The organism is Mycobacteroides abscessus ATCC 19977 (assembly GCF_000069185.1).
Classification (GTDB): domain Bacteria; phylum Actinomycetota; class Actinomycetes; order Mycobacteriales; family Mycobacteriaceae; genus Mycobacterium; species Mycobacterium abscessus.
This window is the reverse complement of record NC_010397.1, coordinates 4,620,444-4,646,450: the sequence shown is the minus strand read 5'-3', so window position 1 is coordinate 4,646,450 and position 26,007 is coordinate 4,620,444. Positions and strand designations below refer to the sequence as shown.

24 protein-coding genes are annotated in these 26,007 nt (G+C 64.3%); 15 read left to right on the top strand and 9 right to left on the bottom strand.

The genetic code is table 11. From position 1 onward, the window contains the following. Positions 1-15: 15 nt before the first annotated feature. The 3 genes from MAB_RS23090 to MAB_RS23080 all read right to left on the bottom strand — a co-directional run bounded on the left by MAB_RS23090 (position 16) and on the right by MAB_RS23080 (position 3,854). The gene (locus tag MAB_RS23090) at positions 16-762 is read right to left on the bottom strand and encodes a pirin family protein (protein WP_005089568.1); all 747 of its coding nucleotides are present in this window, start codon (positions 760-762) and stop codon (positions 16-18) included. A gap of 106 nt (positions 763-868) precedes the next feature. Next, positions 869-1,993: an NDMA-dependent alcohol dehydrogenase gene (locus MAB_RS23085; protein WP_005063753.1), complete on the bottom strand. Its 1,125-nt coding sequence runs from the start codon at positions 1,991-1,993 to the stop codon at positions 869-871. A gap of 313 nt (positions 1,994-2,306) precedes the next feature. Further along, positions 2,307-3,854: an acyl-CoA synthetase gene (locus MAB_RS23080; protein ID WP_005079788.1), complete on the bottom strand. Its 1,548-nt coding sequence runs from the start codon at positions 3,852-3,854 to the stop codon at positions 2,307-2,309. Positions 3,855-3,968: 114 nt separating this feature from the next. Here MAB_RS23080 and MAB_RS23075 point away from each other — a divergent pair, with 114 nt between their 5' ends. The 5 genes from MAB_RS23075 to MAB_RS23055 all read left to right on the top strand — a co-directional run bounded on the left by MAB_RS23075 (position 3,969) and on the right by MAB_RS23055 (position 7,994). Next, positions 3,969-4,652 (top strand): hypothetical protein, encoded by a 684-nt coding sequence (locus MAB_RS23075; RefSeq protein ID WP_005079789.1) that lies wholly within the window; start codon positions 3,969-3,971, stop codon positions 4,650-4,652. A 9-nt stretch (positions 4,653-4,661) separates the two neighbouring features. Continuing rightward, the gene (locus MAB_RS23070; protein ID WP_005079790.1) at positions 4,662-5,270 is read left to right on the top strand and encodes a LemA family protein; all 609 of its coding nucleotides are present in this window, start codon (positions 4,662-4,664) and stop codon (positions 5,268-5,270) included. Next, positions 5,271-5,963: a hypothetical protein gene (locus MAB_RS23065; protein ID WP_005079791.1), complete on the top strand. Its 693-nt coding sequence runs from the start codon at positions 5,271-5,273 to the stop codon at positions 5,961-5,963. A gap of 70 nt (positions 5,964-6,033) precedes the next feature. Then, positions 6,034-6,435 (top strand): VOC family protein, encoded by a 402-nt coding sequence (locus MAB_RS23060; protein WP_005095485.1) that lies wholly within the window; start codon positions 6,034-6,036, stop codon positions 6,433-6,435. 74 nt (positions 6,436-6,509) lie between these two features. Beyond that, positions 6,510-7,994: a M1 family metallopeptidase gene (locus MAB_RS23055; RefSeq protein ID WP_005112487.1), complete on the top strand. Its 1,485-nt coding sequence runs from the start codon at positions 6,510-6,512 to the stop codon at positions 7,992-7,994. On the opposite strand, the gene MAB_RS23050 is transcribed toward MAB_RS23055, so the two are convergent. Together MAB_RS23050 and MAB_RS23045 are read right to left on the bottom strand one after the other, a co-directional pair. Next, positions 7,991-8,956, bottom strand: coding sequence for a sigma-70 family RNA polymerase sigma factor (locus tag MAB_RS23050; protein WP_005079794.1), 966 nt, complete (start codon positions 8,954-8,956; stop codon positions 7,991-7,993). The two genes, MAB_RS23055 and MAB_RS23050, sit on opposite strands and share 4 nt — an antisense overlap. 33 nt (positions 8,957-8,989) lie before the next feature. Further along, positions 8,990-10,675, bottom strand: coding sequence for a DUF3556 domain-containing protein (locus MAB_RS23045; RefSeq protein ID WP_005112485.1), 1,686 nt, complete (start codon positions 10,673-10,675; stop codon positions 8,990-8,992). Between the two features lie 110 nt (positions 10,676-10,785). On the opposite strand from MAB_RS23045, the gene MAB_RS23040 reads away from it, so the two are divergent. The 3 genes from MAB_RS23040 (at position 10,786) to MAB_RS23030 (ending at position 12,965) form a co-directional block, all read left to right on the top strand. Beyond that, positions 10,786-11,604 (top strand): alpha/beta hydrolase, encoded by an 819-nt coding sequence (locus MAB_RS23040; protein WP_005112484.1) that lies wholly within the window; start codon positions 10,786-10,788, stop codon positions 11,602-11,604. A 105-nt stretch (positions 11,605-11,709) separates the two neighbouring features. Continuing rightward, on the top strand, positions 11,710-12,462 hold the full coding sequence (locus MAB_RS23035; RefSeq protein WP_005063739.1) for a DUF2786 domain-containing protein: 753 nt from the start codon (positions 11,710-11,712) through the stop codon (positions 12,460-12,462). Beyond that, the gene (locus MAB_RS23030; protein ID WP_032667579.1) at positions 12,459-12,965 is read left to right on the top strand and encodes a TIGR04338 family metallohydrolase; all 507 of its coding nucleotides are present in this window, start codon (positions 12,459-12,461) and stop codon (positions 12,963-12,965) included. Before MAB_RS23035 ends, MAB_RS23030 begins: the two co-directional genes overlap by 4 nt. Here the strand turns inward: MAB_RS23030 and MAB_RS23025 are convergent. Further along, positions 12,962-13,606 carry an O-methyltransferase gene (locus MAB_RS23025; protein WP_005079799.1) on the bottom strand — a complete coding sequence of 215 codons (645 nt, stop codon included), beginning with the start codon at positions 13,604-13,606 and terminating at the stop codon, positions 12,962-12,964. The genes MAB_RS23030 and MAB_RS23025 overlap by 4 nt on opposite strands. 49 nt (positions 13,607-13,655) lie before the next feature. Then, positions 13,656-15,362, bottom strand: coding sequence for an aldehyde dehydrogenase family protein (locus tag MAB_RS23020; protein WP_005079800.1), 1,707 nt, complete (start codon positions 15,360-15,362; stop codon positions 13,656-13,658). Positions 15,363-15,448: 86 nt separating this feature from the next. Between MAB_RS23020 and MAB_RS23015 the strand changes: the two genes are divergently transcribed. Continuing rightward, positions 15,449-16,174: a TetR/AcrR family transcriptional regulator gene (locus tag MAB_RS23015; protein ID WP_005133538.1), complete on the top strand. Its 726-nt coding sequence runs from the start codon at positions 15,449-15,451 to the stop codon at positions 16,172-16,174. Here MAB_RS23015 and ilvD read toward each other — a convergent pair. Beyond that, entirely contained in the window at positions 16,171-17,907 is a 1,737-nt protein-coding gene (gene ilvD, locus MAB_RS23010) for a dihydroxy-acid dehydratase (protein ID WP_005079804.1), read from the bottom strand. The genes MAB_RS23015 and ilvD overlap by 4 nt on opposite strands. A 110-nt stretch (positions 17,908-18,017) precedes the next feature. On the opposite strand from ilvD, the gene MAB_RS23005 reads away from it, so the two are divergent. From MAB_RS23005 to ricR, 3 genes are all read left to right on the top strand, one after another. After that, the gene (locus MAB_RS23005) at positions 18,018-19,403 is read left to right on the top strand and encodes a WS/DGAT/MGAT family O-acyltransferase (RefSeq protein WP_005071657.1); all 1,386 of its coding nucleotides are present in this window, start codon (positions 18,018-18,020) and stop codon (positions 19,401-19,403) included. 72 nt (positions 19,404-19,475) lie between these two features. Further along, a complete protein-coding gene (locus MAB_RS23000; RefSeq protein ID WP_005063732.1) occupies positions 19,476-20,105 on the top strand; it encodes a DUF305 domain-containing protein in 630 nt (209 codons plus the stop codon). 6 nt (positions 20,106-20,111) lie between these two features. Beyond that, positions 20,112-20,414, top strand: a complete 303-nt coding sequence (gene ricR / locus MAB_RS22995) for a copper-sensing transcriptional repressor RicR (RefSeq protein ID WP_005063731.1) — start codon at positions 20,112-20,114, stop codon at positions 20,412-20,414. Here the strand turns inward: ricR and MAB_RS22990 are convergent. Continuing rightward, positions 20,411-21,013, bottom strand: coding sequence for an SACE_7040 family transcriptional regulator (locus MAB_RS22990; RefSeq protein WP_005112478.1), 603 nt, complete (start codon positions 21,011-21,013; stop codon positions 20,411-20,413). The two genes, ricR and MAB_RS22990, sit on opposite strands and share 4 nt — an antisense overlap. 99 nt (positions 21,014-21,112) lie before the next feature. Between MAB_RS22990 and MAB_RS22985 the strand changes: the two genes are divergently transcribed. The 3 genes from MAB_RS22985 to MAB_RS22975 are packed head-to-tail and all read left to right on the top strand — an operon-like array spanning position 21,113 to position 25,813. Then, on the top strand, positions 21,113-22,690 hold the full coding sequence (locus tag MAB_RS22985) for a carboxyl transferase domain-containing protein (protein WP_005079806.1): 1,578 nt from the start codon (positions 21,113-21,115) through the stop codon (positions 22,688-22,690). Positions 22,691-22,694: 4 nt separating this feature from the next. Further along, positions 22,695-24,656: an acetyl/propionyl/methylcrotonyl-CoA carboxylase subunit alpha gene (locus MAB_RS22980; protein WP_005112475.1), complete on the top strand. Its 1,962-nt coding sequence runs from the start codon at positions 22,695-22,697 to the stop codon at positions 24,654-24,656. Then, on the top strand, positions 24,653-25,813 hold the full coding sequence (locus tag MAB_RS22975) for an acyl-CoA dehydrogenase family protein (protein WP_005079808.1): 1,161 nt from the start codon (positions 24,653-24,655) through the stop codon (positions 25,811-25,813). The genes MAB_RS22980 and MAB_RS22975 overlap by 4 nt, the downstream gene beginning before the upstream one ends. Positions 25,814-26,007: the final 194 nt, after the last annotated feature.

Genomic DNA, 26,007 nt, shown 5'->3' with positions numbered 1-26,007 from the left:
CGCGGGCAAATCCCGTTAACCGCCCAGGCGGGTATGCATCTCCCACACCAGGATCTCGGCATCGCGTATCGCGGTGACGCGGACCGCGCCAATATCGGTGAGTCGCAGGGCGTCCCCCTCGGTGAGCTCACCGACCGCTTCGACCGTGATCGCTCCGCGGGGGACGAAGAGATGGACGAACTGCGCGGCGGGGAGCTCGACGCTGTCGCCGGCGGCGATGCGCGCCGCATGCAGCGCGGCGTTCTTCTGGGCGATGGTGATAGCCGTCTGGTCGCGATGCTGCGGCATACCGGAGGCCACGGTCACCAGCCCGCCGCTGAGCAGCTCATTGCCGATCTCCCGTTGTTGATACCCGGGGTCGATTCCGGAGTCGTCCGGGGTCACCCACATCTGGATGAAGCGCACCGGATCGGTATGCCGCTCGCCGGACAGCCGCCACGAGTCGTTCTTTTCTGAGTGCAGGATGCCGGTGCCCGCTGACATCCGTTGTGCCAGACCGGGGTAGATAACACCGGCATTCCCCTCGGAATCCTGGTGCACCAACGAACCGTGTAGCACCCAGGTGATGATCTCCATATCCCGATGGGGATGCGTCTCGAACCCCGCGCCCGGCAGCACGATGTCGTCGTTGTTGACCAACAGCAGCCCATGGTGGGTGTTGTGTGGATCGTAGTGCTCACCGAAGGAAAACGAGTGTCTGGAATCCAGCCAGGAGATCCGGGTCCTGGCCCGGTCGTCCGCATGCCGGATGTCGATGCCCATCTCCCCAGTATGCCGGGCCCTCCAGTTCGCCGACACGCCGCAAAGTGCGCCGAAGTGCGAGTAGATCGCGCACAACGCGGCGTGTCGGCGAACTAGAGGGGGTGGTTTACCAGTCGGCTTCGGTGTACTTGATGACGCCGCGGATGTTCTTGCCGTCGAGCATGTCCTGGTATCCCTCGTTGATCTGCTCCAGGCTGTAGGTGCTGGTGATCATCTCGTCGATCTTGAGCAGGCCCTGTTTGTACAGGCCGACCAGGCGCGGGGTCTCGGTGTGCGTGGTGCCGCCGCCAAAGATGTTGCCCTTCAAGGTCTTCTGCAGCATGGTGAAGAGGAACAGGTTGAACTTGACGTCCACGTCGACCATGGCGCCCATGCCCGTCACCACGCACGTGCCGGTCTTGGCGGTCAGCAGCATGGCCTCTTCGATCATCTCGCCGCGCATCTCGCCGACGGTGATGATGGTCTTCTGGGCCATGATGCCCCAGGTCAGGTCCATGACGGGCAGCAGTGCCTCGGCCATGGTGGGGAAGGCGTGGGTGGCGCCGAACTTGAGGGCCTGTTCGCGCTTCCACGGCACCGGGTCGATCGCGATGACACGGCGGGCGCCGGAGACGACGGCGCCCTGTAGGGCGCTCATGCCGATGCCGCCGATGCCGACGATGATCACGTCTTCGCCCGGTTTGACCTCGGCGATGTTGGTGGACGAGCCGAAGCCGGTGGGCACGGCGCAGCCGAGGAGCGCGGCCGATTCGAAGGGCACGTCGTCATCGATCTTGACCACGGAGTCCTCATGCACCACGGCGTAGGGCGAGAAGGTGCCGAGCAGGTTCATCGCGGAGACGGGAGTGTTGCCCGCGTGGATGCGGTTGGTGCCATCGGCAATAGCCTTGCCGCCCAGCAGAATCGCACCGCGATCGCATAGCGATCGGTAGCCGCGCATACACGGCGGGCACTTACCGCAGGCCGGGATGAAGGCGAAGATCACGTGGTCGCCTTCCTGGACGGAAGTGACACCCTTGCCCACCTTGGTGACCACGCCCGCGCCCTCGTGGCCGGGCAGCACCGGCAGCTCCATCGGGGTGGCGCCGGTCAGGACGTGGTAATCGGAGTGGCACATGCCTGCGGCGTGCAGCTGGACCTGGACCTCGCCTTCGGCCGGATCACCGAACGTGATCTCTTCGACGACGATCGGCTTGTTGAGCTCGCGAATCAGCGCGCCTTTTGTCTTCATTGACTCCGCTAGTCCTTCCAGATACACGTGAACCAGATCACTCTCGTGGACGAGGATAGCGGCTTCGGACAAAAAGTGAAACGCGTTCTAAAAGTGCATGGTCAGAGCGGCAACAGTGGCTTTGACTACGACCTATGCACAGCTATGAGGTCTTGTCCATGACTGGTCTGGGAGCTGTCGCGCATGGGTAAGCCGCAGCATCGATGAACCGGCGGGGTGCGACGCCGTTCCGCACCTCCGGCGGATGGGTAGTGGTCCCGGCGGGCGCGATGAGCCAGTTTCACGTCCGGCCCACTATTGCCGAGCAGGTCGGCTAGGACACCCCGGCGTCGCGGCTCTCCCAGTATTTCTGACGCAGCACGCGCTTGAGGATCTTGCCGGCACCGGACAGCGGGAGCTCATCGACGAACTCGAAGCTGCGTGGCACCTTGTAGTTGGCAATGTGCTCGCGACAGTGCTCTTGCAGGTCGCCGTCGCAGCATTCTGATTGCGCCTGCTTGACGACGACGGCATGAACCCGTTCGCCCCATTGCTCGTCGGGGATGCCGATGACGGCGCAGGCGGCCACCGCCGGGTGTTTGGCCAGTGCGTTCTCCACCTCGGCGGAGTAGACGTTCTCGCCGCCGGTGACCACCATGTCCTTGATGCGATCGACGATGTACACATACCCGCGGTCATCCATCCGGCCCGCATCGCCGGTGTGCATCCAGCCGTCACGGATGGCAGCGGCTGATTCCTCGGGTAGTTCCCAATATCCGAGCATGACGTTGTCGCCCTTGACGATTACCTCGCCGATCTCACCCCGAGGCACCTCGTTGTCGTCCGGGTCGACGATCCTGACCTCGCAATGCGGGGCCGCACGCCCCGCCGAACGCAGTAGGGCGGGGTCGTCATGGTCGTCGGGAAGTAGCAGCGTGGCCACCGGCGACACCTCGGTCATGCCGTACGCCTGGGTGAATCGGGCGTTGGGGAACACGCGCGTGGCGCGTTGCAAGACGGCCTCGGAGATCACCGACGCGCCGTAGGTGATGCTGCGGATGCCGCTGAGGTCGAGCTGGGCGGCGCCCGGATGGTCGACCAGCATCTGAATCATGGTGGGCACCAACAACATGTCCTGTACGTCGTGCGCGACGATCGCGTCCAGCACTCCCTGCGGGCTGAAGGACGGGACGATCACATGGGTGGAACCGGACAGGTTCCCCGCCAATACGGCGCTGAAGTCGGCCATATGGAACATCGGCGCCGAGTGCAGCAGGCGGCCGCCGCGGGTGAGGAAATTGCCGGTGGACAGCGATCCCATCGCGGAGGCCAGCACATTATTGTGAGATAGCATGACGCCCTTGGGATTTCCGGTGGTGCCACCGGTATAGAAGACGCCGAGCAGACTGTCGCCGCCGGTCCGGGTGTCATCGATGGGCTCATGTGAGGCAAGAAGGTCCTCGTATCCGATCATGTCCTGCGGCGCCGGGCCGGCTCCGCAATAGATGACGGTTTCCAGACATGCGCAGGCAGCGCGCAGCGGCGCGGCGGCGGCCTTGAACGTGTCGTCCACCAGAAGTACCCGGGTGCCCGACTCCCGCAGGGAGTAGCCGATCTCGGCCAGGCTCCACCGGATGTTGACGGCATTCAGTGCGGCGCCCAACCAGGGCACCGCAGTCAGGTATTCGATATAGCGGTCGGAGTTCAGTGACAGCATGCCCACGCGATCACCCGGCCGCACACCGTTGGCCCGAAGCCCAGCGGACAGCCGGGCGACACGGTCGGCGAACTGCTCCACGGTGTGTTCCCGGCCCTGGTCGATGGTGATGAGGCGGTCCGGGTACTGCTGCAACGCGCGGTGTAGCCACTGGGTGAATTGCATACGTCGATCCTGCCGTTCCGGACAGTCTGGGGTGCGGATTTCGTCGAGCTAACCGGTAACCTTCGGTGTCCCGGTACGATGTGCCCAGGGGCAACAGGTGGCGAGGGGGGGATTGTGTCTGACGGTGTGCTGATGTGGGTGGGTCTGGCCCTCTTCGCGTTGGTCTTTGCCGGGCTGTGGCTGATATTGACCAAGGCACGCAAGAAACGCATCGCCCAGCTAGAGGCATTCGCCGCGTCTCAAGGCTGGATGTATACCGCTGAGGATCAGAGCCTGCTGGCGCTGTCTCATGACGAGCCCTTTGGCCAGGGCCACAGCCGCACGGTTCAGGACGTCTTCAACGGCACCACCGGCGGCCACGAGTTCGTATCGTTTCAATACATATACAAGGTCACGACCGGCAGCGGCGACCAGCGGAGCACCGAGACATACCGTTACATGGTCACCTGCATCGTCACGCCACCGTCGCCGTACCGGTTGGAGATCAAGCCCGAGGGGGTGTTCGCGGGACTTGCTCGTGCCGTTGGTTTTACGGATCTGGAGTTTGAATCCGACGCGTTCAACAAGAGGTTCAACGTCAAGGCCGCGCCGGAACGTTTCGCCTATGACGTGCTCAACCCGCGCACCATGGAACGAATGTTGGCCGACCAAAGATATTCGCAGCCACTGCGATTCGAAAATGGAAGGTTGCTCACCTGGCGCCGCGGCAAGCTCGACGAGAACGCGATCGCCAGCGAAGTGCAGTATCTGATCGACACCCTTGAGCCAATTCCCCCGTACGCCTGGGAACAACACTAGGAGAAGGAAATGACCCCAGTCCTGATCGTGACCGTCATCGCGGTGTTCGTTGCCCTGATCATCGGACTTTGGCTTCTGACGACGTACAACGGGTTCGTCAGAATTCGCAACCTAGTGCAGGAGGCGTGGAAGCAGATCGATGTGGAGTTGCAGCGCCGGCATGACCTGATCCCGAATCTCATCGAGACAGCTAGTGCGGCAGCACAATTCGAACGGGATACATTGCAGCAGGTAACCGCGGCCCGCAACGTCGCGCGCGACGCCGCCGCCACGCACCAGGGCGTCGCCGCGCAGTCGCAGGCAGAGCAGCAGCTTTCCGGCGCGCTGGGCCGGTTCTTCGCCGTCGCCGAGAGCTATCCGCAGCTGCAGTCGATTCAGAACTTCGTGGCATTGCAGCGCGAGCTGGCCAACACCGAAGACCGTATTGCCGCGGGCCGGCGTTTCTACAACGGCAATGTGCGCGCCCTCAACACCAAGGTGCAGACGGTGCCGTCCAACCTCGTCGCGAGGTGGTTCGGGTTCACCGAAGCCGAGTACTTCGAGCTCGATGACCCGCAGGCGCGGAATGTGCCCACCATTCGCGGAGCCTTCGACCGCCTGAACCCGCCGCAGCAGTAAATGGCGATGAGCTGGGCCGAGCTCGGCTCCTATGCGGGTGCCGCCTTCGCGGTGATCTGGCCGTTACTGGGATTTAGCGTGCTGATTCGCACGCTCTTCCGGAAGAAAAACCTGGCGAGTTCTCCGCTGGCCAAGCACGCGGCCGACCATGGCTGGCATTTCGTCGCCGCTGACGACGGGGCGCTGCGCCAGGTGGGCTACCCGGACACCGCTTTTGCGGTCCCGTTTCCCGGGGCCTGCAATGTGGTGCGTGGCCAGTACGAAGGTAGGCAGTTCCTGGCGTTCGAGGCGTATTCCAAGGCCGAACGTGTTGCCGCGGAGGAAGAGTACGAGGTCAAAAGGACGGCGGTGGTGGCTATCGCGATGCCGGGACCGCTGCCCTGGCTACAAGTCTATCCCGAGAATCTGCTGACCAGAGCTCTCGGTGATATCACCTTTGAATCCGACGACTTCAATCGTCGTTTCCGGGTGCTGGCCCAGGACACTCGATTCGCCTACGACGTGCTCAATCCCCAGAACATGGCCCGAATGCTGATGGATCCGCGATACGCGGAATTTCCGTTCCGATTCGACGGAGAGTGGCTGTGGACGTGGCAGTTCGAGGATCTGGGGCCGGCCCTGATCGAGGATCGGTTGCGGTTCTTGGCGGACACGCTGGCGGCGGTGCCCACATTTGTGTGGAGCCCTCGATGAGTTTGGGGGCGCGAGATTGTCGGTATAGGTGAACGGAGGAAATGCCGCCGTCCCACACCGAGGAGATCCGATGTCTCGCATGCTGTTCGTCAACATCCCCATCGCCAACGCCGCGGCCAGCCGCAAATTCTTCGATCACCTGGGATTCTCCTTCAATGACCAGTTCTGTGACGAGAACACCCTCTGTATGGCTGTCAACGAGCAGAGTTGGGTGATGATGCTGGAGCATGACCGGTTCCGCGGGTTCATCGCCGACGACATCGCCGACACGTCAAAGAGTCGCGAAGTGCTGCTGTGTGTTTCGGCCGACAGTCGGGCAGGGGTAGACGAGTTGGTGGATGCGGCGCTGGCCGCCGGTGGTGTGGATTGGATGCCGGCCCAGGAGCTTGGCTTCATGTACGGGCGTTCGTTCCGCGACCTGGACGGTCATGTGTGGGAGGTCAGCTGGATGGACCCGGCTCACCTGCAGTAGCTACGCACGATTGGTGCTGCCTTACGTAGAGTCTTCAACTGGAGTCAGACCGGCTCGCTCTACGTAAGGTTCACATGACACACAGGATTCTCGCGGTACCCGCCGCAGTCGCGGTGCTGCTGCTCGGTGGCGGCGCCCTGGCGGCGCCTGCCTACGCAACCGACGTCTTCACGCCCGGTTCGCCCAACGGCATCGACAGCTACTTCCCGCAAGACGGCAACGGTGGCTACCGCGTCACCCAGTACGACCTGACGCTGCGACTGGATCCGGAGACCACAGACGTCAACGGCACCATGGTGATCAGTGCCACGGCCACCCAGAACCTGTCGCGCTTCAACCTGGACTTCTCGGACTTGGGAACCGTGACGGCTTCGGTGAATGGCCGGGACGCCGCCACCGAGTTCAGCGGTGAGCACGAAATGACCGTCATCCCGGAAAAGGGCATCCGCGCCGGGAGCTCCTTCCGCACCACGGTCACCTATACGTTCAACGAGCAGCAGGAGGCACAGAAGCGCGGTCTCGGTGCGCTACCCGGTTGGGTGCGCAGTACCAGCGGCGGCTACGCGAAGGGCGGAGAGCCCGATGGTGCCGAGAACTGGTATCCCTCCAACAACACTCCGGTGAACAAGGCCCCGTTCACACTCACCGCGACGGTGCCGTCCTCCTGGGTGGCGGTCGGTGGCGGCAGGGAAGGGAAATCCGTCGAGTCGGGCGGATGGACCACCAAGACCTGGAATGAGCCGAATCCCGTTGCTATGTACCTGGTTCCGTTCGCAGTGGACCACTTCTCGGTGTTCCGGTCCACACTGCCCAGCGGCACGCCCGTGGTGAGCGCGTTCGCGCCCGACGCCGGCTCCGGCAACGCCGAGGCGCGGTTGCCCGAGATTCTGACCTTCCTGGAATCCAAGCTTGGCACGTACCCGCACGTGGCCGCCGGCGGCATCTTCGCCGATCCCATCCGTGAGGACATCGCGTTCAGCGCCTTGGAAACTCAGACACGTCCCTACTACACGTTCAGCCGGGATGTCGAGGACGACAAGCGGCTTGCGGTGGTGGTGCACGAGAACACTCACGAGTGGTACGGCGATGTGGTGTCGGTTGAGCAGTGGCGGGACATCTGCCTCAATGAGTGCTTCGCTTCCTATCTGCCATGGATGTGGTCAGAGGAAAAGGAAGGCAAGTCGATCGACAAGCACTATCGCGAGACCGTCGAGAAGATCTGGGATGACGATAAGGTGTGGGGAAACCTGCTCTACGACATGTGCCCGGGGGGTGCGGAATGCTCAGCGGATGAGGTGTTCAACCCGTTGGGGGTCTACGGCAAGGGACCGCTGGCTCTGCATGCGCTGCGGCGCACCATCGGGGATAAGGCGTTTCTGGAGATCCTGCGTTCCTGGCCGTCCGTGCACAAGTGGGGCAACGCGACCTGGCCGCAGTTCGAGGCGTATGTGCAGAAGGTGACCGGCAAGGATCTGTCGGGGTTCTTCACCGCCTGGTTCCACAGTGTGACCCGACCCGAGGACCGGTACCTCTTCCCGGGGAGCCTGGCTCAGCGTTAGTCGGTGAGTTCGGCAGGGAGACCGAACTTCTCGAACAACGAGATATCGAAGAAGCACACCACATGTGCCACGCCGTCCTGGGTGACGTCCAGGACGTGCATCTGGAATGGCCGGTGCACTCCGTCGCCCTCGCGCATGTAGAGGCCGATGGCCGGTTGACCGTTGGCGGACGTCTCGACAAGACGCATGTCGCCGGCATGCTCGGCGGGGCATTGCTCCTTGATGAGTGCGGCGATGCTCGGCCCGCCCTGGTACCAACCGGTAAACGGCGGCATCTCCCAAATAGCCTCGGTGGTAAACATTTTGGCGATGGCTTCGACGTCGTAGCGCTCGAAGGCGTTGATGTACTGACGCAGCTGCTCGCGCAGCATCGGGTCCTCGGGCTCCAGCAGGGTTTCTTCGTGGGGCGACACCTCGTGCAGTTGCGCGCGGGCGCGCTGCAGCAGGCTGTTCACCGCTGCGGTGGTGGAGCCGATGGCCTCGGCGACCTCCTGGGCCTTCCACTGCAGTACCTCGCGCAGCACCAGTACCGCGCGCTGCTTGGCGGGAAGGTGCTGCAACGCCGCCACAAACGCCAAGCGCACTGACTCCCGTGCGCCCACGATGCTGGCGGGATCGGTGGCGTCGTCCGGCAGCGGCTCGAGCCACGGGATCTCGCTGCGCTCGTCCAATTCATCGAGCGGGTCGGCGCTCGGGGCACCCAGTCCCGTCGGCAGCGGCCGGCGCTGCTTGCCCTCCAACGCCGTCAGACAGGTATTGGTGGCGATCCGGTACAGCCAGGTGCGCACCGACGACTTTCCCTCGAACCGTGCGTAGGCCTTCCATCCGCGCAGGTAGGTCTCCTGCACCAGATCCTCGGCGTCATGGATGGAACCCGTCATCCGATAGCAATGGGCCAGAATCTCACGCCGATATTGTTCGGTGTGAGAAAGAAACTCATCCTCGATGGCGTGTGCCGTCACGGGCGCGAGAATAGTCGTGGCCTGTGACAAATGTCAGCTGTTTACCTGCACGGGCAGCTCGTCGTCCCAGGGTTGACGGTTGACCATGTCGGCCACACGCACGTAGCCGCTTTCGAATTCGCCGGTGGCAGCGTCGACAAGCCGGTATCGCTGGGTCTGTCGATGGATGGGCTGGGCGTCGAGTAACACGATGCGAACCTCACCCGGTTCGAAGTGGCAGCGCTCCTGCATCGCGGCGATGAGCTGCTCGTTGTGCATGTGACCGTCACCGAAGTTCCAGCCGATGGCGGTGCTGCAGATGCGCTCGCCGTCGGTGATGACGTACTCGCTTTCGTCCTGGCCGGCCATCGCCCGGTGCGCCAGCGTGAACATGGCGCGTCCGTGCGTGTTCATGGCCCGGAACGCGTAGCCGATGTACATATAGATCTGTGCTGCGTCTTTACTGCCGTAGTAGCGCTCCATCTGTGCCTGCGGCATGCTCGCGATGGCGACGATGCCCTTCTCGATCTTCGCGCTGGCCGACGGTTTGATGCACCACAGCGTGGTGTCCCAGTTGCCCGCGTAGTAGCGCATACCGGGCAGGAAGGAAACCTTGCGGGGCAACAAGTTTCCGGTTGCCACCACACCGGCGCTGACAGCCAACAACAACAGCACCGGTGCCGGGTGTTGCATATCGCTGAGGCCGACGTTCGCGTGCGAGACGAACAGCGCCAGCACACCGAAGATCATGAAGACGTTCCATTCCAGCGGTACCCCCATCGGGATGGCGGTCAGGATGCCTAGGTGAAAGCACACCATGACGCCGGCGGCGACGGTGGTGACCCAGCCGCCGTGGCTGAAGAACAGTGCGAAGGGAACCAGTCCCTCGACCGCGGTGCTCACGTGCGCGACGACGCGGGACAACCGTCCCGGCCGCAGATCGTCGGGGAACTTCTCGAAGAACGCACGCTTGAGCCGTCGCGCACGGATGAGCGGGTTGTTGGACATCATGGTGGAGATGACAAAGGGGAAGTGGCGGTTGAGCTTCGAGGTTGCCGCACCGATCCAGATGACCATGAAGATGAGCTTGGCAGCCATGATCATGTCGGCCCCGGTGAACAGGAAAGCGACGGTGAGCGCGCCGTACACCTCGCCCCGGGCCGCCAGGAAGATCACCTTGTCACGCAGGCCGGTGATGACCAGCAGCCCGAGGATGGCCGCCGTCTGCCAGGTGGGTAGCAGCCCGGCGGCGGTGGGCTGTGACAACAGCGCGACCAAGACCATGCCCAGGAAGGCGGCGTAGAGCGCGATATCGACCGCAGTGCGCGCCGAGCCCTTGGTGAGCGGGATACGCGGCCACGGAGGTAGTCGAATGGTGTTGGGGCGCAGCCAATACAAGATCGAGCCCAGAGGAGGGAAGAACCTGTTGTTGAGTGGGCCGAACCCGCAGCCCAGGCCGACGACCTCGAACAGCATGGTGTAGAGCACGACCTTCTGGAACACGATGGGCAGGGAAAAATCAGTCCATCGGTCGATTCCTTCGGTCGTCACCATGGCGAACAACCAGCCGCCGAGGATGTAGAGGGCGATCTTCAGCACATAGAACAGGTGCAGGGCCACGGGCGTGCCAAAGCCCACCTCCGCCCAGTGCCGGGCCATCGGACGGATCTTCTCGGCGCGAGTGCCCTTGCCCCAGTCGGCGACATCGACGACGGGCAGCGTGGGCTTGAGGAATCCCATGCGCACACACTAGAACGTGTTCTAGTTGATGTTGGCCGGTTCGACGGTTCCGTAAAGTTTCCAGCGTGAGCGGGTCTAGCGATGAGCGTCAGCGAAGAGCATCGAGCCGGGTGCAGCGCACCTTCGACGGTGCCGATGATGTGCGGATCGTCTATGACACCTGGACACCGGCGGGAACGCCGCGCGCGGTGGTGGTGCTTTCCCACGGATTCGGTGAACACGCGCGCCGGTACGACCACGTGGCCCGGCGATTCAACGAGGCCGGATACCTGGTGTACGCCCTGGATCACCGCGGCCATGGCAGGTCGGGCGGCAAGCGCGTCTACCTGCGAGACATCTCGGAGTACACCGATGACTTCGGCACGCTGGTGGACATCGCGGCGCGCGAGCATCCCGACCTGAAGCGGATCGTGCTGGGCCACAGCATGGGCGGTGGGATCGTCTTCGCCTACGGGGTGGACCACCAGGATCGCTACGACCTGATGGTGCTGTCCGGCCCGGCGATCGCCGCGCAAGTGGGGCTGCCGTACGTGCTGACGTTGGTGGCTCCGGTGGTGGGGCGGCTGGCGCCCGGGCTGCCGGTGCAGAAGCTCGATGTCAACGCGATCTCGCATGATCCGGCGATCATCGCCGCGTACCACGCCGACCCGCTGGTGCATCACGGCCGGGTGCCCGCGGGCATCGGCCGGGCGCTGCTGGGTGTGGGCAAGACGATGCGGCAGCGGGCGGCCGGCTTGAAGCGCCCGGTGCTGACCATGCACGGCAGCGATGACCGGCTCACGGCGCCCGAGGGAAGCCGCTGGCTGTCCGAATCGGCGCCCGATGCGACGCTGAAGATCTGGAACGGTCTGTATCACGAGATCTTCAACGAGTTCGAAAAGGAACTCGTGCTCGACGAGGTCGTGGGCTGGATCGACGCCCGGCTCTGAGCATCCCTGGCACCGACACGCCGTGTTTTGCGCCGATTGCTCGACGAACGCGTCAATAGACGGCGTGTCGGCGCCATGTCGCTGGTCTCGCCTAACCTGGCCTTCGTGACAGAGGACAAGCAGCTCTCGCGGATCGCCGCCCTGCTCCGTCAGGCCGAGGGCACCGACAACACGCACGAGGCCGAGGCCTTCATGGCTGCGGCGCAGCGGCTCGCCACCGCAACGTCGATCGACCTGGCGGTGGCGCGGGCGCACTCGGCCAAACGCGATGCCCAGGCGCGGCCCACGCAGCGCACCATCACCATCGGCGAGGCGGGCACCCGCGGCCTACGCACCTACGTCAACCTGTTCGCACTCATAGCGGGCGCCAACGATGTCACCTGCGATGTCGCCTCGAACTCCACCTATGTCTACGCCTATGGCTTCGCTGAGGACATCGATGCCGTGCACGCGCTGTACGCGAGTCTGGTGGTGCAGATGGTCCGAGCTTCGGACGCGTATATCAGTTCCGGGGCGCATCGCCCCACTCCCACGATTACCGCCCGACTGAACTTCCAGTTGGCGTTCGGCACCAGGGTGGGGCAGCGGCTGACCGACGCCCGTCAAGAGGCGCGAGCCGAGGCCGTCAAGACCGAGAAGCGGGGAACCGGAACCGAACTGGTACTACGCGACAAGGAAATCGAGCTACGCGACTTTTATAAGGGCACCTCGACGGCGCGGGGCCGGTGGCGCGCGGTGAGCGCGCAAGCCGGTTATTCGTCGCATGCCCGGCGCGCCGGTGACCGTGCCGGCCGGCGAGCCAGGTTGGGCGCGAGCCCCGAGTTGGCTGGTGCCCGCGCAGCATTGGACAAGAACTGAGCGACCAGCCGCGTCCCCGGGACGCACAGCGCGCCAAGGTCTACGCGGCCGAGGAATTCGTGCGCACCATCTTCGAGCGGGCGGCCGGTCACAGTCGGCGTGACATCGACTTCTTCGGCGCCCGGCTGACGCTACCGCCGGAGGCGCGCTTCGCGTCGGTCGCATCGGTGCAGCGCTACGTCGACGATGTGCTGGCTCTCGTGCACGGTAGGTGGCCTGCCGGACCCGTCACGGTGCGTGCCCGGCGTGGTGCGACGGCGGCGCACTACGAGCGCGACGGGGACCGAGCGGCCATCGCCGTCCCCGATGACCGGAGTGGAAGTGCTTGGGCGATGCGCGAATTGGTGATCCTGCACGAGTTGGCGCATCACTTGTGCCCGCAGGACGGCCCGGCGCACGGACACGACTTTGTCGTCCTGTACCCCGAACTAGCGGGACTGGCAATGGGGCCGGAGGTGGAATTCGTGCTGCGAACCGTCTACGCCCGCGAGGGTGCGCGTTAGCGCACCACGGCGATCGCCAGCCCGTCCCAGCCCTTGACGCCCACGGTCTGCAGCGCGGTGGCATCAAGGCGGGGATCGGATCCTAGCCGCTCCAGTGCGGCCCGGGTGCCCTCGGCGTTGGGGCCCTCTTCCCCGATCCAGCGAATGACGTTGTCCACCACGATGACTGCTCCCGGCTCGGTGAGCCGCAGTGCCCAGTCCAGATAGCCCGGGTTGTTGGACTTGTCGGCGTCGATGAACACCAGATCGAACGGGCCCTCGACGGCAGGCAGCGATTCCAGGGCGGCGCCCACCAGAACCCGAACCCGGTCGCCCAGGCCCGCCTCGACCAGGCTGGCCTGCGCGACGGCGGCGTGTTTGGGGTCGAACTCGAGGGTCACCACCGCGCCCTCGGGACCGACCGCCTTGGCGAGCCACGCGGTGCTGTAACCGCCGAGAGTTCCGATCTCCAGCACGCGCCGGGCCTTGGCGATCGTCGCCAGCAGATACAGGAACTTGCCTTGTGTCGCCGATACCGCGATATCCGGTAGGCCACCGTCCTCCTGAGCCTGCCGAATGGGATTCAACTCGGCAGCATCGGTGGCGACGGTGCGCTCCAGGTAGTCGTCGATCTTTATCCAGCGGGTGTCTGCGTCGGCCATGACCCGACACTACGCCGCATCGAGACCGTGGCGCACAAGGTGATTCGCGTCAGCCCCGTAGCGCGGAGATGAAGATCCGGGGCACCTTCCGCAGGCTGGGCTTACTGGCGAAATCGACCAGCAGTTCGCCGGTGCTCGCCGCTGTGGCATTGCTCACGAACCACGGCGGCTTGGGAGACAGCGCCCATTCTCCGTGCACCACGGACCGGGGGAAAGGACGGAAAGGCCCGCGCACCACGGTGCGCTCCGGCTTCTCGACCAGGAAGCCGTTGTGCACCACGCCGATTCCACTCTGTACGTCATTGATGACATGGCCGGGGAACGCGCCCCAGGTAGCGGCGGGAGTCAGGTAGCCCACGCCGGTCCAGGCGTTGATAGCCACGGTGCCGTACCGCAGGTCTTCGATCAGGGTGTCGAATTCCGAGCCCAGCGCCTTGATGGTGTCGGGGTGCGCGAGCACGTTGACACCGAGGGTCCCGACGAATTCGTCGTTGGCGACCCGGGCGGCCTCCCGCACGAACTCGGCTCCGTCGGAATCCAGTTCGATGACGCCGAGGACAGGCCCGAAGTATTCGGTGCGCAGCAGCGCCGTACGGTCCTGTGGGTCGACAATGAGCACTCGTGCGCCGTTTTGCCCGTGGCGTTCGGCATCGGGATAGGACTGCTGTGCGCCGGCCACCCGGTCGTCCGAACCTGGGTAGTAGGCGGGACGGGACGGTGCTTCGTCGACGGCTTTGCGCAGCGCGGCCAGGAATTCCTCACGCTGCGGCCACGCCTTCGAGATCACTACGACCTGCGAAGCGATGCAGTTGTAGCCGTTGTTGTGCAGGCGCTGGGTGGCGATGTGGCGGGTCTGGAACTCGATATCGGACGAGCTCCATCTGCCGGGTACCACGATGGTCGGTGAGACGCCGCCCAGTTCGCTGGTGATGGCCTTGTCCAGGACGGGCTGGTTGGCGGCCTTGCGCCGGGCACCCTCCTCGCCGGTGCCGAAGACGATCGCGTCATGGGTGATCGAGCTGCCGGTCATGTGGACGTGGTCGACCAGTTGGTGGTGCACTAGGTAAGTGCCGACGTCGGCGCCGCCGGTCAGGATTCGCACCGCGCCGATTTCAATGAATGGCTGCAAGACCTTGGTGAACACGGGCAGCAGGGGATCGGTGATGGGATTGAGCTTGAGCGCCACCACGCGGTTGTTGGCGAACAACTCGTACAGGGTGTCCAGCGGCGCGATCGACGTGATGTTTCCGGCACCAAGCACCGCGCCGACTCCGTGCGTGTGGCTGGGATCGCGTTGCGCCAGACCCGCGGTGCGCAGTGCCTCGGACTGGTCCACGCCGGGCTGCAGCCAGAGTTCGGCGCTGAACCCGGACAGCAACAGGCTGTCGAAGATGTTGAGCGGCAATACCGAGACCGTGGTGCGGCCCCCGGGGGTGACACCGAACTTGGCATCGCGCAGCGGGCTGTGTCCGGCTTGGAGCTGCTCCAGGCTGGCGATGAGAGCGGCGACGGCGCCCGCGACGGCGTAGGGGCCCGAGATCCATTCCTCGCCGACCAGCGGAGATTGCGGGTCGAGCTTTTTGATGTCGAACGCTGCCGCCTGCACCCACTGCGGGGCGTTGTCGATCACGCGCTGGCGTGTGTCCGCCAGCAGCCGCAGTCGATCCGCCAAAGATGTTTTGGCCCAAGTTTTCTCGCCGTCTGCCAAATCCTGCAGTGCCTGGTCGACGGGGGATTCGATCTGTACGTCGGTCATGAATTTCAGCTCGCGCTCTGGTAGAAGTCAGGTGCCGATATGTTCGGTGGGTCACATGGTACGTGACGTACCACACCATTGCTAGAGTGAGCTTCGTGCAGCCCGGCGTCCAAGAGTGCGCAGCTGGCCGGTGGAGCGGTCAGCGCGAACGTCGGCGCGCAGAATTCGTGGACGCCGCGCTGGCGGCCATCGCCGAGCACGGCCCACAGACATCGACCGAACAAATCGCGGTACACCTCGGGGTCACCCGCACCAAGCTTTACCGGCACTTCACCGACGCGGCGGACCTACAACGGGCCGTAGCGCAGCGGGCCAGCGACATGCTGATCGCAGACCTGGCGCCGCTTTGGGAACCGGACGGGTCGATGGCGCAGATCATCGAGGCCGGAGTCGGCGCGCACGCGCGTTTCCTCGTCGGGCACCGCAACCTCTACCGCTACCTGGCGCATTGCTCCATGGCAGAGAATTCCGACGGACCCGATGCGATCACCGACATCAAGCTGGCGGTCGGTACCCATTTGGGGCAGGTCTTCGCGCTGTACCTTGGGGCCTTCGGCGCCGGAGTCGAATCCGACATCCTCGCGATGGGAATCGTGGGCATGGTGGAAACCGCGACCAGCCATTGGTTGGACAATCCGGGAACCACCTCGCAGGAGCGCCTCATCGCCGATCAGGTCCGGTGGATCTGGCTGCTACTCGACGACACCCTGCGCGCGGAGGGTATTTACGTGAACCCTAACGAGCCGCTGCCGCCGCCGGACGAGATCGCCCGGACGGCCGACAGCTACCGCGACCCGTCGCGGTTGCGTTAGCCGCAGACCGCGCCGACCGCCGCCGACTGCACCAGCTTGGTGTACTTGGCCAGCACGCCCGTCTTGTAGCGCGGCGGTAGCGGTTCGAACCCCTTACGGCGCTCGGCGATCTCGGCCTCGTCGACCAGCAGGTCGAGCTTGCCGTTCGCGACATCGAGGCGGATCCGGTCACCGTCCCGGACAAAGGCGATGGGTCCGCCGTCCACGGCTTCTGGAGCGATATGCCCGACGCAGAGGCCGGTGGTCCCGCCGGAGAAGCGCCCGTCGGTCATCAGCAGCACATCCTTGCCCAGGCCGGCGCCCTTGATGGCTCCGGTGATCGCCAGCATCTCGCGCATGCCGGGGCCGCCCTTGGGGCCTTCATAGCGGATCACGACGACGTCGCCATGAGTGATGGTGCCGTCCTCGAGCGCGTCCAGGGCCGCTCGTTCGCGCTCGAAAACCCTTGCGGTGCCCTCGAAGACGTCGGATTCGAAGCCGGCCGACTTCACCACGGCTCCCTCGGGAGCCAATGAACCGTGCAGGATGGTGATGCCGCCGGTCGGGTGGATCGGGTCGTTCATGGCACGTAGCACCTTGCCGTCCGGGTCCGGTGGGGCGATATGCGCCAGGTTCTCGGCCATTGTCTTGCCGGTGACGGTCAGGCAATCGCCGTGCAGCAGGCCGGCATCCAAGAGCGCGCGCATCACCACGGGCACGCCCCCGATCTCGTCGACATCCTTCATCACGTGGCGGCCAAAGGGTTTGACGTCTGCCAGATGCGGCACCTTATTGCCGATGCGAGTGAAGTCGGCCAGCGACAGTTCGACCTCAGCCTCTTTGGCGATGGCCAGCAGATGCAGCACCGCGTTGGTGGAGCCGCCGAACGCCATCACCACGGCGATGGCGTTCTCGAAGGCCTCCTTGGTGAGGATGTCGCGCGCGGTGATCCCGCGGCGCAGCATCTCGACGACAGCCTCGCCGGACTTGCGTGCGTACTCCTCGCGGCGCTTGTCGATGGCGACCGGAGAGGCGCTGCCCGGCAAGGACATTCCCAGCGCCTCGGCGGCGCTGGCCATGGTGTTGGCGGTGTACATGCCGCCGCAGGCGCCCTCACCCGGACAGATGGCGCGTTCGATGATGTCAACGTCCTCGCGTGACATCAGCCCGCGCGCGCAGGCGCCGACCGCCTCGAAGGCGTCGATGATGGTGACTTCCTTCTCAGTACCGTCGGTCAACTTGGCCTTGCCCGGCATGATCGAGCCGTTGTACAAGAACACCGAGGCCAAGTCCAAACGTGCTGCGGCCATGAGCATTCCGGGTATTGACTTATCGCATCCGGCCAGCAGCACGGATCCATCGAGGCGCTCGGCCTGCATCACGGTCTCGACGCTGTCGGCGATGACTTCGCGTGAAACCAGCGAGAAGTGCATGCCCTCGTGCCCCATGGAGATGCCGTCGGACACCGAGATGGTGCCGAACTCCAGCGGATAGCCACCGGCCTCGTGCACGCCGTCCTTCACCGAATGCGCCAGCCGTTGCAGCGACATGTTGCACGGGGTGATTTCGTTCCAGGACGAGCCGACACCGATCTGCGGTTTGACCCAGTCGTCGTCGCCCATGCCTACCGCGCGCAGCATTCCGCGGGCGGCGGTCTTCTCCAGGCCGTCGGTGACGTCGCGGCTACGGGGCTTGATATCGGGCTGCGATGAGCCGCTTGCGCGAAGAGAATCAGGCTTGTGCGGGGCTGACATGGGGTTAAGTATCCCTCGCCGGTGCAAACCGGATCGCGCAGGCGTCGACCAGTCCTTTCCTGGCGAAAAGAGGCGTGACGAAACCGCCGCAAAACAGTGAGTCGGCAGCAATGATGGCCGGTATGCCATTCATGCCGGTCAGCGACTCGATGTTTCTCATCGGGGAAACGCGGGAACATCCCTTCCACGTCGGTGGCCTACAGCTGTTCAAACCGCCCGTCGACGCCGGTCCCGACTATGCCGAGGTGTTCTACGAACAGCTGATGTCCACCACCGAAGTGTCATCGGACTTCCGCAAACGTCCGGGGCAGCCGCTGGCGGTGATGGGAAATCTCACCTGGATCGTCGACGACGAGGTTGACTGGGAGTACCACGTGCGCCGCTCGGCGCTGCCGCGCCCGGCCCGGGTGCGTGAGCTGCTGACCGTCACCTCCCGGTGGCATAGCTCGCCGCTGGACCGGCACCGTCCGCTGTGGGAAATGCATGTGGTGGAAGGGCTTTCAGATGGCCGCCTGGCCGTCTACACCAAAATGCACCATGCGGTGATCGACGGTGTAGGGGCCTTGCGGATGATGATGCGCTCACTGTCGGACGACCCCGACGCACGCGACTGTCAAGCCGTGTGGGCCCCGGCCAAGAGGCGCGCCAAGAGCAGCATCGTGAGTACGACCAACACCTCGGCCATCGACTTGGTCAAGGGGGCGGCCGGGGCGGTGCGACAGGTCGTGTCGATTCCGCCCGGTCTGCTCAAGTACGGGCGTCACGCGCTTTCGGACCCCCAGCTGGTCAAGCCGCTTTCGGCGCCGCACACGATGTTGAACGTCTCGATCGGAGGGGCGCGACGGTTCGCGGCGCAAACCTGGTCGATGGCGCGGATCAAGGAAGCCGGCAAGGCATTGGGCGGCACCGTCAACGATGTGGTGCTGGCCATGTGCGGGGGCGCCTTGCGCACCTATCTCGAGGAACAGAACGCACTGCCCGACAAGCCGCTGGTCGCGATGTGTCCGGTGTCGATCCGGGCTGAGGGCGACCAGAACGCAGGGAACTCGATCACCGCGCTGCTGGCGAACCTGGCGACCGATAAGCCCGATCCCCTGGAGCGATTCAGCGCGATCAGGGATTCGGTACAAGCCGCCAAGTCGGTGTTGTCGGAGATGACGCCGCTGCAACGGATGCTGGTGGGAGCTCTCAATGGTGCGCCGGTGTTGACCGGTGCCGTTCCTGGCTTGGTGGATCGGACCGCACCCGCGTTCAACGTGATCATTTCTAACGTCCCCGGCCCGCGCACCGACATGTTCTGGAACGGGTTCGAGATGGACGGGTGCTATCCCGCATCCATTCCGATCGATGGAGTGGCGTTGAATATCACGTGCACCAGCAGTGGATCATCGATGCACTTCGGGCTGACCGGATGCCGCACGAGCGTGCCGCATCTGCAGCGCATCCTCGCGCACCTGGAGGACGCACTGACGCAGTTGGAGGAGTCCGTCGCCTAGGCGGCGTACCCGCGCGGGGTATATCGCGCGGGGCCTCGTACCCTACGGGGGTATCTGGGCTACCATGGTGGCATGCGAAACCGAACCCGGACTGCCATCCTGGCGGGCGCTGCCGCCGCCGTGCTGATTCTGTCGGCTTGTAGCTCGGACAACAAGGGGGATGACGCGAAGTCTGAGCATTCGGGTCATTCCGGCATGTCGGGCATGACGACGACGCTCGATACCAATGCCGCGGCCCCGGTGTCGGACCACAATGACGCCGATGTGACGTTCGCGCAGCAGATGATCATGCACCACCAGCAGGCGGTCGAGATGTCGAAGCTGACGGAGGGCCGCACCGCCAATCCCGCGGTACTGGATCTGGCGAAGAACATCGAGACGGCACAGCAGCCGGAGATCGACACCTTTACCGGGTGGCTCAAGCAGTGGAACCAGCCTTTGATGCCTGAGGGACACGACCCGGCGGGGCACATGCCTGGCATGGTGGACGCACCGGTGCTAGACCGGATGAAGACCCTCAACGGCGAGGTCTTCGACCAGCTGTGGCTGCAGTCGATGATCGCTCACCACCAGGGCGCCATAGCAATGTCGAATGCGGAACTCTCCGGGGGCCAGTACCCTGCAGCAAAGCAGTTGGCGCAACAGATCATCGATAATCAGCAGCCTGAGATCGACACGATGCAGGGCCTTCTCAAGGGGTAAAGGGACATGAGCACCAAGACTTCGACCGGACACGGTTACTCGCTGAAAAAGGATGACTACGCCAAGCGGCTCTTGCGCATCGAGGGACAGGTGCGCGGCATCGCGAAGATGATCGACGAGGACAAGTACTGCATCGACGTGCTGACCCAGATCAGCGCCGCGCAGAGCGCGCTGCGGTCCGTCGCCCTCGGGTTACTCGATGAGCACCTCGGTCATTGCGTCACCAACGCCGTCGCTTCCGGGGGTGCGGACGCCGACGAGAAGCTGGCGGAGGCCTCGGCGGCGATCGCCCGCTTGGTGCGCAGCTAGGAGCGCAGTGCGGCAACCACCATCTGCCGCAACACCGTTCGGGTCTGTGAGGGCGCCGACCGGCCCGCGCTGTAGGGGGTCGAGTTCATCAGGCCGAAGGCCGCGTGTGCCTTGATCCGGGCATCGGACTCGTCAAGGCCTTGCTGGCTGCGGCATAGCACCTGTACCCAGGCCTCGACATAACGTCGCTGATACTGGCGTACCTGGCGACGCGCGTTCTCCGGCAGCGAATCCAGGTCACGGTCTTGCACCCGGATCAGGTCGCTCTCGTTGAGCGCGAAATCGAGATGAAAATCGATGAGGCCATCGAGGGCCTCTGCCGGGCTGCTCGCCGCCGCGGCGACGGTCATACCGCCTTCTAAGAGTCGACGGCTGACGTCGGTGAGCAGGTCCACCAAGAGTGCTTCCTTGTTGGGAAAGTGCCGGTAGATCGCGGGCCCGCTGATGCCTACCGCGGAGCCCAGGTCCTCCAGTCGCACGCGCGCGTAGCCGCGCATGGCCAACAGGCGGGCGGCGGCCCGCAGCAACTGGTCGCGCCGGTCGGCCTTGGCGCGTTCGCGCTTGTTCGGGGTTTCCGACTCGGGTATCAGGTTGGTCATCAAACCTCCGCCATGGCCCGCTATAGACAAAACAGTTAATCGAGATTAGCCTAAACCTAGTTAATCGTCATTAACTGAACTCAAACTTCGGAGCTGGGTATGACTCTGGTTGGTGAGCAGAACAGGGCGGAGCACGCCCGGCTGGTCGCCGAGCTGCGGGAGCGGCTCGCACATGCGGCGCTCGGTGGCAATGAACAGTCCAGGCAACGACACGTAGACCGAGGCAAGCTGCTGCCACGCGACCGGGTCGACGCGCTGCTCGACCCGGGCAGCCCGTTTCTGGAGTTGTCGCCGCTGGCGGCCAACGGTATGTACGACGACGACGCCCCCGGGGCCAGCATGATCGCGGGTATCGGCCGCGTCGCGGGTCGCGAGTGCGTGATCGCCGCCAATGACGCGACGGTCAAGGGTGGCACCTACTACCCGATGACGGTCAAGAAGCACCTACGCGCACAAGAAGTCGCGTTGCAGAACCGGCTGCCTTGTATCTATTTGGTGGATTCCGGCGGCGCGTTCCTGCCCAAACAGGACGAGGTTTTCCCGGATCGCGAACACTTCGGCAGAATTTTCTACAACCAGGCCACCATGAGCGCCAAGGGAATTCCGCAGATTGCCGCGGTGCTGGGCAGCTGCACCGCCGGTGGTGCGTATGTGCCCGCGATGAGCGACGAGGCCGTCATCGTGCGCAAGCAGGGCACCATCTTCCTGGGCGGCCCACCGTTGGTGAAGGCCGCCACCGGCGAGGTGGTGACCGCGGAGGAGCTCGGTGGTGGTGACCTACACTCGCGTACCTCGGGCGTGACCGACCATCTGGCCGCCGACGACAAGGACGCGCTGCGCATCGTGCGCCGGATTGTGTCGACCCTGGCGCCCAGGACAGAGTCGCCCTGGCCGGTCGTGGAAGCGATTGCTCCGGAACGTGATCCGGGCACGCTGTACGACGTGGTGCCTACCGACCCGCGTATCCCGTACGACGTACATGAAGTGATTGTGCGGCTCGTCGACGGGGGCACCTTCACCGAATTCAAGGCAGAGTACGGCAAGTCGGTGGTCACCGGCACGGCGCGACTACATGGGCATCCAGTGGGCATCATTGCGAACAACGGTGTGTTGTTCGCTGAAAGTGCTATGAAAGCAGCGCATTTCATCGAGCTCTGCGATCAGCGGCGCATACCGCTGCTGTTCCTGCAGAACATCTCCGGATTCATGGTGGGCCGCGACTACGAGGCCGCCGGAATCGCCAAGCACGGGGCCAAGATGGTTACCGCCGTGGCCTGTGCGCGGGTGCCCAAGCTGACCGTGGTCATCGGTGGCTCCTATGGGGCGGGTAACTACTCGATGTGTGGCCGCGCGTATTCACCGCGATTCCTCTGGATGTGGCCGAATGCCCGCATTTCGGTGATGGGCGGTGAGCAGGCCGCCTCGGTGCTGGCCACGGTGCGCGCGGATCAGAGCGCGGCGTCGGGCAAGAAGTTCACCGAGGCCGAGCAAGAAGCCTTCAAGGCGCCGATACGCGAACAATATGAGCAACAAGGCAACCCGTATTACTCGACGGCGCGTCTCTGGGACGACGGAGTCATCGACCCTGCCGATACCCGCACCGTGCTCGGTTTGGCGCTGGGTATTTGCGCCAACGCACCCCTTGAACCGGTTTCCTACGGCGTCTTCAGGATGTGACCACGTGACATTGCAGAGTGTCTTAATCGCAAACCGCGGCGAGATTGCGGTCCGCATCGCGTCGACACTGCGGGCCATGGGGATTCGTTCCATCGCTGTGTATACCGACGGCGACACCGATCACCTGGGGTCCTGCGATACCGCCGTGCGCCTCGGTGCCGATTCCTCGTGCTATCTCGACATCGATGCCATCATCAGCGCCGCCAAACAGACCGGGGCACAGGCTATTCACCCGGGGTATGGATTCGTTTCGGAGAATGCAGATTTCGTCCGTGCGTGTCAGGCCGCGGGGATTGTCTTCGTGGGGCCTCCTGCCGAAGCCATGGACGCGATGGGCGACAAGATCAGGGCCAAGGGCACGGTGGCCGCGGCCGGCGAACCCGTGGTGCCCGGCAGTGTCGGAGCGCTCTCCGATGCCGAGCTGGTTTTCACCGCGGAGAAGATCGGGGCCCCGCTGATCATCAAACCCTCCGCGGGCGGTGGCGGTAAGGGCATGCGGGTGGTACACGACCTGGGCGGAATTTCGGACGCATTGGTCGCATCGCGGCGCGAGGCTGCCGCCCTCTTCGGCGATGACACCCTGCTGGTGGAGCGCTATCTTGCTCGCCCCAGGCATATCGAGGTTCAGGTATTCGGCGACACCCACGGCAACGTGGTGCACCTGGGCGAGCGCGAGTGCAGCCTGCAGCGCCGGCATCAGAAGGTCATCGAAGAGGCTCCTTCGGCGCTGCTGACCCCGCAACTGCGGGCCGCTATGGGCCAGACAGCGTGTCAGATCGCGCGCAGTGTGGGATATTTCGGCGCCGGCACGGTCGAATTCATCCTCGACAGCGACGCACCCGAGTCTTACTACTTCATGGAGATGAATACCCGGCTCCAAGTAGAGCATCCGGTCACCGAGATGGTGACCGGCATTGACCTGGTGCAGTGGCAGATCCTTGTCGCCGCGGGTGAACGGCTCCCATTGTCCCAGGAGCAGATCGTGCTGACCGGTCATGCGGTGGAGGCCCGGGTGTATGCCGAGGATCCCGCCCGGGAGTTTCTGCCTACCGGCGGAACGGTGGCGCTGGCGCGCTTTTCGGGCACTGCACGCACCGATACGGCATTGGCCACGGGATCGGTGGTGGGTTCGCGATTCGACCCGATGCTGGCCAAGGTCATCGTGCATGCGGCCGACCGCGACACCGCGCTCGCCGAGGTGGATCGAGCGCTCGCGGAGACGCGGATACTCGGGGTGGGCACCAACATCGATTTTCTGCGCGCATTGGTAACCAATCCTGTTGTGATGTCGGGAGACATCGACACGGCGCTGCTTGACAAGATAGCGGCCGAGTACCACCCGCCCGCCGCACCCCCGTGGGTATGGGTGGCGGCGTCCGCCTTGCTGGACGGCCAATCCGGCGCCGGCACCCTCTGGGACGGAAAGTCCGGATGGCGTGTCGGTGCCCATGCGCCACGTGCACATCGGCTACGTATCGGAGATTCGACCGAACTGGTGCGGTTGTGGGGCGACCCGGTCACCGAGGTCAGCATCGGCGAGGGAGGCCGGACGCCAAGCCGAGTGCACTGTGCGACAGCGGAAGTCAGCGTCGAGTTCGCGGGCCAGCTACACCGAGCCGACGCGGTCCGATCAGACGCTGCGGCATGGGTCGCGACCGGGGACGGCACCTGGCACGCCGACATCGCGCCCGAGCCGCGCCTGCGACACCTCGACGGTGACGACGAGGACGGAGAAATCCGTAGCTCCATGCCCGGGGTTGTGCGTGTGGTTTCGGTGAGCACCGGAGCCGCTGTCGAGCGCGAGGCCGCGGTGGTGGTGGTCGAGGCCATGAAGATGGAGCACACGCTGCGCGCACCGATCGCCGGAACCGCGACCGTTTCTGTGGCCGTCGGAGACCAGGTGGCCGTCGATCAACTCCTGGCCACCATTCATCCGAATACCAACCCCGAGGAGGGAAAGCCATGACCTTCAGCACGGCGGAACTACCCGACGAATATGAATCGCTGCGCAAAACCGTTGAGGAGTTTGCGCATTCGGTAGTGGCTCCCGCTGCCGCGCACCATGACGCCACCAAGACGTTTCCGTACGCGGTGGTGGCGCAGATGGGTGAAATGGGGCTTTTCGGTCTGCCATTCCCCGAGGAGTACGGCGGTATGGGCGGCGACTACTTCGCCCTCTGTCTGACACTGGAAGAATTGGCCAGGGCGGACCAGAGCGTGGCCATCACCCTTGAGGCGGCCGTTTCGCTGGGTGCCATGCCGGTCTATCGATACGGGAGCGAAGAGCAAAAGCAACGCTGGCTCCCCGAGCTCGCCTCCGGAAAATCTTTGGCCGCCTTCGGTTTGACCGAGCCGGGGGGTGGTACCGACATTCCTGGATCGATTCGTACCCGGGCGGTCGAGGACAACGGCAGCTGGGTCATCAACGGCGCCAAGGCATTCATCACCAACTCCGGTACCGATATCACCGCTGTGGTAGGAGTCGCGGCGGTGACCGGACGCTCCGCGGATGGCTCACCGGAAATCTCTGTCATCCATGTACCTTCTGGTACACCAGGTTTCACTGTGGAGCCCGGTTATGACAAGGTTGGCTGGCATGCTTCGGACACCCATCCGCTGAGCTTTGACGATGTTCGGGTTCCGTACGAGAACCTGCTGGGTGAACGTGGCCGTGGGTACGCGGGATTCCTGCGCATCCTTGACGAGGGGCGAATCGCCATCGCGGCCGTGGCCACCGGTGCCGCGCAGGGGTGCGTTGACGAGAGCCTGCGATATGCGCGTAGCCGCCCGGCCTTTGGCAGCGCGATCATCGACTACCAATCCGTCTCGTTCAAGATCGCCCGGATGCAGGCGCGTGCGCATACCGCCCGGCTGGCCTACTACCACGCCGCGGCCCTGCTGTTGGCCGGAAAGCCGTTCAAGACCGAGGCCTCAATCGCCAAGCTGATCGCCAGTGAGGCGGCCATGGACAACGCCCGTGACGCCACCCAGATCTTCGGCGGCGCGGGATTCATGAACGAATCGCCGGTCGCTCGTCAGTATCGCGACAGCAAGATCCTGGAGATCGGCGAGGGCACGAGCGAGGTACAGCTGATGCTCATTGCCCGGGCGCTGACCGGCTAATCTATCGGGAGTACTTAGCTGGACGGGTGCTCCCGAGCTGCCGCTCGGCGCCCCGATAGCGTGTTTCGCATCCGATACCCCTACGGGGTTATGAATGTGACCTTTTCTAATCAACGGCGATTATGCCTGCTCAAGGGCTATTTCCTTGGGTGGGTGAAACATCGTGTTGCCTGGTGGCGACCTTCCCTATGACA